Genomic DNA, 12,558 nt, shown 5'->3' with positions numbered 1-12,558 from the left:
ACTTAATCTTCGAGTACGAACAAAGGATTTTCCTAAAAAAAACCCGGTTTCTGGCCCCCTCTGCGTAAGTCCTAATTTTGTTAATCGGCGATCGAATTTCGCCCATCAGCATTCCGTGTTTCCTTACTTTCAACTCGTCCAACCTCAAGCCCTCAGCCAGAATCAACCAGCGTGACTTGACGGGGTGACACTCGTCTGGTGGGTCAATAGTAGCTTGTTTGATGCGTCCGGTCGATCGCCCGCTCCCACCTCAACAACCGCCAACCACTCATAATTGCCACAAAAATTCAAAATCCCAAACCCAAAACTGCCCAACCCCAGTACGATCGATCTAGTTAGCAAAAATAAGTAAAAACACTACCGGAGTAATTTTTATGGATCTGGTCGTACTCCAGAACTGGCTGGACAACATCTCCTTTGCCGTTTTGTTCTCCACAATGCTCATTTACTGGGTTGGCGCAGCATTCCCCGGCATTCCCTACCTATCAGCCCTAGGAACCGCAGGAATGGCCGTCGCCAACCTATCCATCGCCGCTTTACTCGGTTCTCGATGGATAGAAGCCGGCTACTTCCCCTTAAGCAACCTCTACGAATCCCTATTTTTCCTAGTTTGGGGAATCACCGCCATCCACCTAGTCGCGGAAAACATGAGCCGTTCCCGCTTAGTAGGAGTAGCCACATCCCCCGTAGCAATGGCAATATCCGCCTTTGCAGCCCTGACTCTGCCCGCCACCATGCAATCTGCAGAGCCCCTAGTACCCGCCCTCAAATCAAACTGGCTGATGATGCACGTTAGCGTCATGATGCTCAGTTACTCAACTTTAATGGTAGGAGCGCTACTGGCGATCGCCTTTTTAATCGTCACCCGCGGCCAAAAAATCGAACTCACCGGTAGTTCCTTCGGCACCAACAGCAACCGCAACGGCAACTACCGCCTCCAACGCCCTCAAAACCCCGAACCTCAAATTGCAGAAACCAGCGCCGACAGCGCGTTAGCTTTCAGCGAACCCTCTTTCAACTCCAACAATAACGGTTCGGCCACCACCGCAGTCCTTGAATTAGCAACCGTTCAAACCGCATCAACCTCCCCAACTCAAACCGCAGAACTTCTCTCGCCCCAGCGATTGAATCTAGCAGAAACTCTTGATAACATTAGCTATCGCATCATCGGTTTAGGATTCCCCTTACTGACAGTTGGCATTATTGCCGGTGCGGTTTGGGCTAACGAAGCTTGGGGCTCATACTGGAGTTGGGACCCGAAAGAAACTTGGGCGCTAATTACTTGGTTGGTATTTGCGGCCTACCTGCACGCCCGCATTACTCGTGGCTGGCAGGGAAGACGCCCAGCAATTTTAGCAGCCACAGGTTTTGTGGTAGTTTGGATTTGCTATCTAGGCGTCAATCTGTTAGGCAAAGGTTTACATTCCTACGGTTGGTTTTTCTAATTCCTAATCCACCAATGGGCCAAAGAAGCACAGGATAAGTCAAAGAATCGGGATTAATATCATCTCCGGTTGTAGGGTGGGCAATTCCCACCTTACTCAACCAGCGAGATTCTAATAATTAACTCCCTCTTCCTTCTTCCCTTTTTTTACCCGATCAGCTTCGCCGAAGACCTTTCTTCCTTCTTATAACTTCGGTCTTCCTCACATCCGTTACATCCGTTGCATCCGTTACAAAATCCGTTGCCGAACTTCCTTCATTAAAATAAGGACAATTAATATGGACGAATCGCCAATATTTCCCCAAGAAGACGATGTTGTGTCTGCCCCTACCAGCGCTTTGATGTATCAATGTACATTCAAAGTCAGCGAATTTATGGCCATTATGCAGTCAAAATTGGTAGACGAAAAATTATTTTCAGACGGCCTGGATTGCGAGCTATTAAGTGCTGGCAAAGACTGGACTAAAGGAAAACTTAGAATGCGTCTGGAGTTCATTCCGCTGGAACCTGAAATCAAAGAGCAAAAAGCCCTTCCTGCGGCTGCCGAAAGATCAGACACTGTGCAAAACTATGCCGTAGATAGCTCAAAGCAAACCGATATAGATGAGCCATTAAATCAATGTGACTCAACAGAAATAAATAATCATTTTCCTATTTCTAGGTATCCAGACCGCGACCCCCAAAGTATAGGAATGTGGAGCTAGGAAGGCAAAGACTGAGAGATTGGGAGAGGGGGATGCTTCCCCTTCTTTGCTCAAAATCCATAGGTCAAACTCCGTACACGGCTCGTTGTCTAACTTCCTTATTTTTGCTTAATGAAAAACTGCTCTCATGGCTGAATCTTCCAATTGGACGCACCTGCACGCTCAAGTTCACAGGACGCTGCTGTACCGACAAATATTGCCATCAAATCAGCGATTGCTAGTAGCAGTATCGGGCGGACAAGATTCTCTGTGTTTAATTAAATTACTGCTAGATTTGCAGCCAAAATGGGGCTGGAATCTAGGGATTGCTCACTGCGATCACCGTTGGCGTTCTGACTCGGAAGCCTCGGCCAATCATGTAGAACAATTAGCTAAAAACTGGGGAATATCCTATTATTTGGAAACAGCCTCGGACATTTCCAAAACAGAAGCAGCGGCCAGAAAGTGGCGATATCAAGCTTTAACTGAAATTGCGATCGCCCACAACTACCCCTACATTGTTACAGGCCACACAGCCAGCGATCGCGCCGAAACACTCCTCTACAACCTGATTCGCGGCAGCGGTGCCGACGGACTTTCCGCCCTCACCTGGACACGACCCCTGCTCGATTTTCGATTGCCGATTGCCGATTTTAGATTGGGGAATTCCAGCGAAAATCCCAACTCCCAAATACCTGCCGATTTTACATTGGAAAATCAGGATGAAAATTCCCCATCGAAAATCCAAAATCTAAAATCTAAAATCTATTTAGTTCGTCCCTTGCTGGAAATAACTCGATCGCAAACAGGTCAATTTTGTCAAGAGCAAAAACTACCCATTTGGGAAGATTCCACAAATCAAGACTTGCAATATACACGCAACCGGATTCGATCGGAATTATTGCCTTATTTGGAAACTCATTTCAACCCAAAAGCCCAACAAGCGCTAGCTCAAACAGCCGAACTCCTCCGCGCCGACGTAGAATATCTCGAACTTGCAGCCAGCGACTTGCTACAGCGAGCAATGTCTGCAATTGCAGACAGCCCGCAGGTGAATTTTAAACTTCCCGTCAAGTTAAATCGCCCGATTTTGCGCGAAGCAGCCCTAGCCTTGCAGCGACGGGCAATGCGGCAACTACTGCAACAAATATTGCCCTCGGCGCCCAGTTTTGAAAGCGTAGAAAAACTAACCAGCTTAATCGTAGCGCCCAACCGATCGCAAACCGATCCATTTCCTGGAGGAGCGATCGGTCGAGTCGAACACCCTGCGATAATTTTACATATTAAATTTTAAGCTGTGATCAAAGCCGAAAGGACTTGCCGCAAATCGGAAACTACCCGATCTTGCTCCTCTCCTGTCTGCTGCACGCGATCGAGTTCCCCCGCCGCCGCTTCGAGCTTTTGTCGTAGCGCATTCAAATTGTCCTGCACCGGCTGCAACATTTCTTGATAAACATTCACCCTGCCCCAGAGTTGCGCCACTGCACCTTTCTGGTTGAACAAATTCTGCTCTAACTGCTTGAGTTCGTAGCGTTTCGCCTCACTTTCCCCATTTTGGCGGTTGACATTTGCCTCAATTTGGGATAGGGCTTCCCGCACCTGCTGAATTTCGTTTTCCAGTCTTTGCAATTCTTGGCTTTGCTGCTCCCGCTGAGTATTGAGCTGTGCGACAATAGGCCCCAAATCAATATCTCCTCGCTCTTGTTTGGGAGCATTAGCAGTACCCAGCCGCCGCCACAGCACCGCCTGATGCTGCTTTAAAACATCTTCCCGTTCCTGCAACCGGAGGCGCTGTCCCACCAGAGTTTCGTTTAACATCTGATAACTTTCGAGTTCATCTGCCATTTCATTTTCCAAAGCCATGCGATCGTACTCGGAAGCCGCTTGAATTTTCTCTTGCAGCTCCTCGATTGTCTCCCGCTGCAGAGTCAACTCCTCCTCTTGATCGTTAACAAACCGGAACACCTTTTCCAAATCCTGTTGCAGGTGTTGCACCAGCCCCTGTAACTCGTCAACAGGCATCTTCTCCAAAGCTGACACATCTACTTTTTGCTCCGTACCCGCAGCACCCGAAGCAGATGCGAGCCTGGAAACTTGCTGGTAAATATCCTCAACAGCCCGCACCTGCAAAGACACAGACCGAGCCTGATCCTGCTTAGCGCTGAGGGTACTTTGCTGCCCTTTAAGCTCCGCCCGAGCCCCGGCCAAAGCTTCTTGAGATTGGTACCACTCTTGCCAGCGGTTTTGGAGGCTCTGATTTTGTCGATCGACCTCTTCTTGTTGCTGTTGAGCTATGCTTTGTTTTTGCTCCAACTGCTGCCAGTGCTGATCCAGAATTGCCTGTTGAGCGCCCACGGCACTAAAAGACTGATTCAGTTGTTCCCGCACCCCGTGGGCAGAAGCAATTGCCCCTCCCAGCTTCTGCATCAACTCCTGAATCCTCTGCGTCTGCTGCTCATCAACTACTGCCCCCTGCGGAACCTCAGACTGCTGCTGGGCCACCCGTTGCTGCTCGCCCCGCAACTGTTCCCAAGCCGTCTCAATTTCCACACGACTGCGATCGACTTCCTCTCGCAGTCGGTTAGCTTCATCTCTAGTATTTTCAATTTCTGAGCGCTGAGCCTCCAGCCGCTCCAACTCCTCTTCCATTTGAGCCAACTGCTCTTCGCGGGCTTGCATTTCCATTTCCCGGCGATTGAGTTCCTGACTCGAAAACGTCAGAGAAGCCTTCCACTGTTCAATTTCCTCTTCCTTATCCTTAAACTTGTCCTGCAATCGCGAGAAATTTTGCAGAATGCTCACCAACTGGCGGGCCGCCTCCTGAATCCGCTGCACTTGCTTGCTAGCGCTCAACTCAACCAGCACCAGCGTGCCGTCGTTAAACTTATTAGCTTCCTCAACTGGGATCGCGTCATCACCTGGTACGGCGCTCCAGTTATGTTCGCCCCGCTGACAAGCTAGCAGTTTCAGTTCAGCCTTACCGCCACCGAGACCAAAGCCGCTTCTCTGTTTTTGTACTTCCGCTAGATACAGCACACTAATAGTCCTCTGCTTCGTAAAACCTATCCCAACTTACTTTAAGTTACTTAAAGGCCTAAAAGATAAGTGGTGTTTACTTCCTACGCTGTTGGGTAGACGGCTAATTCCAACATAAGTAGGCTATCCCCCTTAAGCCAAAGGTTCTTGGCTAAACATAACACTGCGTGTGATCTTTAGTCAACTTACCTAAAGTAAACAAGTATAGACAAGTAAGGATAACTTTTTGCCAATAAAGTCTTACTTTTTGGTGTCGTTTGCCCAATCGGGGGATAGCATTTTTTTCTAACTTTTCTTCAGCACTCACGCATAGCACGTTCTCACGGGAGAACTTCCAGAAAGTACGGCCGCCGCCAGTTGTCTGGAGGAATGAGAGAGCAGTACGAATGCCGCTTGATTAAAGACTAGCTCTCACTGCGGAGACTGCCATAGACCAAACCTGAAAAAGGTCAGTCCTTGAACCTCCCCACATCTAAAGCCGGAGGATTCTTGCCCACCTTCTAGACGACAACGGGACATTCAAATATCCCTCTACTCACTCAAAGAACTTTACTGATCCCGGAGCGCATACTTGCTGAGTCCTTCATATTTTTAAGGTTGAACGTGACCTATGCTGCAATTATTTGCCCTTTAACTATTCCGAATTAATCGGATTAGTGCGTTACCGGGGTTGCTCACCCTCTAGGATATTTCAATGGGTTGAAAGTTATTCTTACTCTGGCGAATTGCTCTGTACCAATTATACCACTCTGGTTTTAGCAACACAATCGTTTCACGAGACTTACAAGTCCCTACCGACTGATCCCCAAGTCTAAATCCCCATGTCGTTAGCCCAGGGCTTGCCTCTGGCGTTTCGATCCAAAACTTTCTATTGATTTTACAACGCTTTAGTTATGGGTCGATCGTGAAAAAAGCCGTTGCTGCCCCCAAGCTGGTGCCTGGCTCCGGCGGACTAGGGATTTGAACCGCGCTGCCTTAGAATAAGGTAATGACGGGAGCCTATGACGATCGCCGCGGGCGAGCAAAAAGGTCGATCGGCACTGAGGGTTTTCCTGACAATTGCCAAAAAAGGTTCATTTTGACTGCACCTGATTTTAGGGCTGTGGCAAACCCAAAAAACCTCGATCGCAACTCATCCAACCCAACAGACTAGCCTCAAGTTCCCATCGGGGCTTGATCGGCACTTGCTGCTGGTAGCAGCGGTAAAACGAGAGAATCCTCGGTATTTTGAAGTTGACCTACGCCAAGATGTGCTGGATAAACTGACGGCATACTCAGCCAAAAACTTCAAAACTTTGGCTATCGAAGACTTGAACCAGTCGGGAAGGCCAGCGTTGCATACTCGAAACACCCGTGCAATCGTGCGAAGTGGATTCTACGAGTTTAGGCAGCAGTGGGAATACTCAGGTGAAACTCTACACTTAGAGAATGTCGCGACTTTCGCGGTTTCAGCTTGTGGACTGGTAGTGCGGCCGAGGAGCCGCAGCAAGTATCGCCCTTTCGTCAATTCCCAATTGTGAGATCAGCATCAGCGCGTAAATTATTGACGGAAACTAAAGTCAATCTTTTCGCCAGCACACAGTCTTTCCGATCTCAGACACCAACGGTTTTAAGGAGGATACTTTAGCTGCATGCAGGGAAATTTGAGTGAAATAGACATCCGCAGCATCCTGCAATTGATTGAGTTAGGTCAGCGAACCGGAGAACTGTTCGTAGAGGCCTACACCTCCACCGGCAGCAGCACGGGTACTCAACCTACCCCGCGCTCCCTTGCAGGACAATCCTGGTATGTCTTCTGCTTCAACGGTCAGATTATTTACGCTACCCAGAGTGCGGGCAGTTTGTTTCGCTTGCGCGACTACCTGCGCCGCTACAAAGCAGATACCGCCCTCGACAAAATCCAAGTTCCCTATATGGCATCTACCAATGCCCCAGAATACGGCTACCTATGGGCCCTGCTAGAAAACCACATCCTCACCCCAGCTCAAGGGCGCAACATCATCCAGAGCATGATCCACGAAACCCTATTTGACTTGCTCAGTCTCCACCAGGGTTCCTTCACTTTTGAAATGGGCCCAGCTTTGGCTCCTCAACTGACCAGCTTAGAAATTAGCTCCCTGCTGGCCAAGATTGTCAAACAGGTGCAGCAGTGGAAGCAGTTTCACCCTCACATTCAGTCGCCCAACCAATGCCCGGTGATTTCAGACCCCTCCGAGCTGCGAGTCGCGCTGCCTGTCAATACCTTTAATACTCTCCGACGCTGGGCCGATGGGCACACTTCGATCCGCCAAATGGCGCGCTACCTCAACCGAGACGTGCTCACTGTCGCTAAGGCGATTTACCCCTTTGTGCAGCAGGGATTGGTGCAAGTATTTTACGAACCCTCTGTTGCCCCGGCCAACAATAAAAAAGAATGGTCGTCCCCAGAAACCAAGGTTCCGAGAGTTGTCTGTATTGACGACGACAATACTATTCGCAAAACAGTCGAGTCAATTTTAAATGAACACGGTTACGAAGCTACTACGATCGGCAATCCCCTCCAAGCCCTGAGTTTGGTGTTTCCACTCAAACCCGATTTAATTCTGTGTGATATCGCCATGCCAGAACTCGACGGCTACGAAATTTGCGCTATGCTGCGTAGTTCTAGCGCTTTCCGGCAGACGCCGATCGTGATGCTGACGGGGATCGACGGATTTATCGACCGCGTTAAAGCCCGCATGGCCGGAGCTACAGACTTTTACACCAAACCTTTTGGTGAAAGCGAGTTATTGATGCTGGTAGAAAAATATGTGGGCCCGGGCTACCCTCGGCTCAATCTCTCGGAAAGATTATTAGACCGATCGCCAGAAGACCAATTAGAAGAAAAATAACTTTCGCACCGATGGCAGGATGGGAGCTTTTTTGTACCTGCGGTTAGCTCAAGTCTCGGCCACCACAAAGAGAAAGCTGGGGGTACTATTGGCGATCGCACCATAAACTAGAATGTATTAATCCGCGCGCTGGCATAAGGGCGTCGGTAAAACTCTGTTCAATTTCTAGACCCAAGTGGGTCTAACACGCTCAAAGTGCAAATATAATATACTTGTTCTCCACTTGTAGCCGCTCCGAAAAACTGATGTACAGAGCTACTTATTGCTAGGTATTTCTGTACAAAGTCAGAGAGTGCAATTGTCAGTCTTAAGTGACTCCGTTTATGATTGTCGCGACACCAGCCATGTCAACAACTCCTCGCTAATCCGAGTATCGGTTTAGCATTCATCGCAGAAATTACCCAGAGTTTTACCAATGGAGACGGCGGTGGGATTACAAAGTGAAGCTTTAGGGGTTTCAAATTAATTGTTCGTACTCTATTTGAGCTAATTTGTAAGCATTGGTCGCGCGAATTTATTGATGGCAGTCAATTATTGACGGAGCAAATTTATTGCCAAGTACCTCCGGCAGTAGCGCCATTCACCCCTTGGCTGTGTCAAGCTTGGCTGTGTCAAGTTTCGACGATCGAAGTTTCGATCGGGTTCTTCTTGGCCGGAAACCTCAACAATTTGCTAGAAATGCAGGTGTCAGAATTATGATTAGCGGTAGCCCAGACTTTATATTACCAGGACTAGGCGTAGATCCGGCTCCGGAATTCCAAGAACTAGAAACTCCCGAAGGCGAGCTGCACCTGCGGTTCTACGTTCCTTCGGGGAACGAGTTCGCTCTGCCGGCGACAGGGATTAGAGAGGTACTATCCCCTTCCCCAGACCGCATGACCCCGATCCCCAACGTTTCCTCTTTGCTTTTAGGTACGCTAAATATGAGAGGACGAGTGATTTGGGTGGCAGACCTGGGTCAATTTCTGGGAGACCAAACACCTCTGAACACAGATAGACCCGAAATCCCGATCGTGGCTGTGGAAGACCAAGACACGATTTTGGGGCTGGCAGTCGATCGAATTGTGGGGATGGACTGGCTCGACGTAGAGCAACTGCACTCTCAGAACAATGCACCAGACGGCATGATTCCATTTCTGAGGGGAGAATGGATGTTAGGTGCACCAGCCCAGAAAGTGCTCCGACTGCTAGATCAAGTGAAAATTCTGCGCTCGGCGCGGTGGGCAGCGTGAAATCGATTTTAGATTTGCGATTTGCGATTTTCGATTGAGGTCTAACCATCAACAGTCACACGACTTGAGGCGCGCATCTAAACATTCAATTCAAGATAAAAATCAAAAATCTCAAATCTAAAATCTAAAATCCAAAGAGGGCGGCAAATGGCAACAAGTACCAACTTTCAGCAGGACTACCAACGGGCAGAAGCGGCCTACATGGATGGCAATTATTCAGAAGCCGCAGCCCTAGTTTATCAATTAGTCGAAGATTTTCCCGAAGACCCCAGCGCTCGCCTGCTGTGCGGACACATTTACTGCTACGGACTGCAACAGTATGAGGTGGCGCGGGAACAGTACACGGTTGTGCTAGGCCTGAGTGATGACCAGAGTTTGGTGGAACACGCTCACAGCGGAATTACCTACACTGACCAATTTTTATCTGGAGAACTACAAACGGAAAATTTCGAGGCTTTGTCTGCTGAAACTGAATTAGAATTCTATCCAGACTTATCTCTTGATGAAGGGTTAGAAGACCCGGATTTGGGACTTTTCCAAGGAAATTCCCCATCCCTTTCCTATAGAAGTCAATCCCCAGACGACATGGAAAACGAGGATTTGGCCGACTTGGGCATGAGTGGCTTGGGGTGGGAACCAGAAGACGACGATCGCCCAGGCTCAGTCCCAGATTTAGCCTCACATTCTAACCCCTTTGGTGGCGACAGCGGCGGAATGGCAGCTTATGCTGAGAACTCCGGCTCCCTAGACATAGACGAATTTGCCGACTCGGACTTTGGAGACCCTTTTGCCTTAGATGATGGAGGGTTTGATGCTGCTGACGTGTCTAGCAGCAAAGTGTCTGGTTCAAGCGCACCTTACTCAGGAGATTCGTTTTCAGAAGCTCCGACTCAGATGCTCAACGGTCAAAGTTTTGCCTCTTCAGAAGTCGGGAATTCCTTCGACTCGAACCAACTAGACTCCCCCATCGCGCCCTCGGACAATTTTGGCGAACCTTTTGCTGCGCTCGATTTGCCAGACGAATTCGACGATAACTCCGACTACGACTACCAATCCCCGCCCCAGAGTGGTCAAAATTACGGTCATAACGCACCTGATGCCGAAGAGGAAGACCCTTTTGCCGAGGCGATGCCCTCGTCGGGTTTCGGGTCTTCTCGACCTCAAAACAAACAGCCGAATAACGGGTCGGACTACTCGTCAAACTATTCGCTGGCGGAAGACGAAACGCTGTTGATGGGAGGTGCTGTCCCCAACTCTCAAAGTCAAAGGTCGAGCCGGGGGCAATTTAATTCAGTCGATCGAGCTTCCGCCAACAGCAACGGTTACAGCGACTCGGAACCCCCGGCATTTAGCTCTAGAGACAACTTCGAGTTAGATGCTTTTGAAGACGACGCTTTTAGCGATTCTTTCTCTTTCGACGAAAACGAACAAGCGACAGCTTTCGGGGCGTCCGACAAGAACAACAGCGCCTGGTCGTCAAAAACAGGGAACGGTCAAGAACACAGCGACTTTTTAGACGAATTTGACGAATTTGACGATTTGGGCAATTTGCCGGACTTTGATATCTCAGAAGATGCCACCAGTTCGATCTTGACTAGAGGTAACACCAATTTCGGCAACTCGACCAGCGGCATGATGGGAACGACGGGCAGCAGCCTGGACTTTGACAACAGCGATGGCTCAGCAATTCGGGATGACGAAATATTTAGCATAAGCGGCCCGGCTGATGCGTCTGTGTCGAGTTTTTCTCCCACCGAAACAGAAGCGGTCGATACTTCGGTAACAGTAGAACAGGGGGGACTGGCTTTCTTGGAAAATGCCCCTTTGTTTACAAAACAGTTGTACACGGCAATCGGGGCGGGACTGGTTTCTCTGGTAGCTGTGGCTTTCGTCACCAACATTGCCTCCTATCAAGCTCTGCGGCAAGACAAACCGGAGGCGATCGTTTACCTGCGCCAAACAGGCTGGGTAATGACCGCAGCCGCAGGCTTTACCAGTTTTTTAACTTCTTGGGGCATCGGCCAGTTGATCGCCAAGCAGGTACGCAAGTCGTCGGACAATTTGCAAGCTCAGTTCGATGCCGTATCTCAAGGAACTTTGGACGCTCGCGCTACGGTTTACTCGGAAGATGAATTTGGCAAAATGGCTGCTAAATTCAACCACATGGCGAAGGTCATCCAAACCACGATTAGCGATACCAGGCGCAAGTCTGACGAGCAGGAACAGGCAAAAGAAGACTTGCAGCGCCAAGTGATTCGCTTGCTAGACGACGTGGAAGGAGCGGCCCGGGGTGACTTGACGGTGACTGCAGAAGTGACCGCAGACGTTTTGGGCGCTGTTGCTGACTCGTTTAACTTGACAATTCAAAATCTGCGCGAAATCGTCCATCAGGTGAAGCAGGCGGCTCGGGAGGTCAGCAAAGGCGCTACGGATAGTGCCAAGTTTGCGGGCGATTTGTCTTCCGACGCGCTGCGGCAAGCTGAGGAACTGGCGGCAACGCTGAATTCCGTGCAAGTCCTCACCGATGCGATTCAGCGGGTCGCAGAGAGCGCTAGAGAGGCGGAAGAAGTCGCCCGGGGCGCGGCGGCAACGGCTCTGAAAGGGGGCGAGGCTGTGGAGCGGACGGTGGCCGGGATTTTGGAAATTCGAGAAACTGTAGCAGAAACCACGAGAAAAGTCAAGAGGTTGGCGGAAGCTTCTCAAGAAATTTCTAAGATTGTGGCTTTAATCGCTACTATTGCCTCCCGGACGAATTTGTTGGCCCTCAACGCCAGTATTGAGGCGGCGAGAGCTGGGGAAGCGGGCAGGGGTTTCGCGATCGTGGCAGACGAGGTGCGACAATTGGCAGACCGATCGGCGAAGTCTTTGAAAGAAATCGAACAGATCGTGATGCAAATTCAAAGCGAAACCGGCGCGGTAATGACGGCGATGGAAGAAGGGACGCAGCAAGTTATTGAGGGGACAAAATTGGCAGAACAGGCGAAGCGATCGCTTGAAGATATCATTCAAGTTACTAATCGAATTGACGTGCTAGTGCGATCGATTACTGCCGACACTGTAGAGCAAAACGAAACAGCTCGCGCCGTAGCTTCTGTGATGCAAGCAGTCGAGCTGACCGCTCAGGAAACCTCCCAAGAAGCGCAGCGAGTTTCTGGTGCTTTGCAAAACTTGGTGGGCGTTGCTCGCGACCTTTTGACATCGGTGGAAAGATTCCGAGTAGAAACAGCAGAAAGACAATAATCAATTGTCTCATGCTTTTTTTGCGGGCTGATTTACAAGCACGTTAGTGTGGC

General features: G+C 49.6%; 9 protein-coding genes. 8 read left to right on the top strand and 1 reads right to left on the bottom strand.

Annotated elements, in window-relative coordinates; translation table 11 throughout:
• The first annotated feature begins 374 nt into the window (after positions 1-374).
• The 3 genes from ccsB (at position 375) to tilS (ending at position 3,421) form a co-directional block, all read left to right on the top strand.
• Complete coding sequence (ccsB, locus tag QUA90_RS08810; protein ID WP_333389455.1) at positions 375-1,445, top strand: c-type cytochrome biogenesis protein CcsB; 1,071 nt, start codon at positions 375-377, stop codon at positions 1,443-1,445.
• Positions 1,446-1,722: 277 nt separating this feature from the next.
• Entirely contained in the window at positions 1,723-2,148 is a 426-nt protein-coding gene (locus tag QUA90_RS08805; protein ID WP_333444980.1) for a KGK domain-containing protein, read from the top strand.
• A 127-nt stretch (positions 2,149-2,275) separates the two neighbouring features.
• On the top strand, positions 2,276-3,421 hold the full coding sequence (gene tilS, locus QUA90_RS08800) for a tRNA lysidine(34) synthetase TilS (protein ID WP_333389459.1): 1,146 nt from the start codon (positions 2,276-2,278) through the stop codon (positions 3,419-3,421).
• Here the strand turns inward: tilS and hmpF are convergent.
• The gene (gene hmpF / locus QUA90_RS08795; protein WP_333444978.1) at positions 3,418-5,163 is read right to left on the bottom strand and encodes a pilus motility taxis protein HmpF; all 1,746 of its coding nucleotides are present in this window, start codon (positions 5,161-5,163) and stop codon (positions 3,418-3,420) included. The genes tilS and hmpF overlap by 4 nt on opposite strands.
• A 988-nt stretch (positions 5,164-6,151) precedes the next feature.
• Here hmpF and QUA90_RS08790 point away from each other — a divergent pair.
• The 5 genes from QUA90_RS08790 to QUA90_RS08770 all read left to right on the top strand — a co-directional run bounded on the left by QUA90_RS08790 (position 6,152) and on the right by QUA90_RS08770 (position 12,505).
• Positions 6,152-6,316, top strand: coding sequence for a hypothetical protein (locus QUA90_RS08790; protein WP_333324150.1), 165 nt, complete (start codon positions 6,152-6,154; stop codon positions 6,314-6,316).
• Positions 6,317-6,794: 478 nt separating this feature from the next.
• The gene (locus QUA90_RS08785; RefSeq protein WP_333324148.1) at positions 6,795-8,033 is read left to right on the top strand and encodes a response regulator; all 1,239 of its coding nucleotides are present in this window, start codon (positions 6,795-6,797) and stop codon (positions 8,031-8,033) included.
• 534 nt (positions 8,034-8,567) lie between these two features.
• The gene (locus QUA90_RS08780; protein WP_333324146.1) at positions 8,568-8,732 is read left to right on the top strand and encodes a hypothetical protein; all 165 of its coding nucleotides are present in this window, start codon (positions 8,568-8,570) and stop codon (positions 8,730-8,732) included.
• Positions 8,732-9,265 carry a chemotaxis protein CheW gene (locus QUA90_RS08775; RefSeq protein WP_039887356.1) on the top strand — a complete coding sequence of 178 codons (534 nt, stop codon included), beginning with the start codon at positions 8,732-8,734 and terminating at the stop codon, positions 9,263-9,265. Before QUA90_RS08780 ends, QUA90_RS08775 begins: the two co-directional genes overlap by 1 nt.
• Before the next feature lie 147 nt (positions 9,266-9,412).
• Positions 9,413-12,505, top strand: coding sequence for a methyl-accepting chemotaxis protein (locus QUA90_RS08770; RefSeq protein WP_333389463.1), 3,093 nt, complete (start codon positions 9,413-9,415; stop codon positions 12,503-12,505).
• Positions 12,506-12,558: the final 53 nt, after the last annotated feature.

Origin of the sequence: Microcoleus sp. D3_18_C4, from assembly GCF_036702355.1 — a bacterium.
Taxonomy (GTDB): domain Bacteria; phylum Cyanobacteriota; class Cyanobacteriia; order Cyanobacteriales; family Microcoleaceae; genus Microcoleus.
This window is presented reverse-complemented; position numbering and strand designations above follow the sequence as displayed.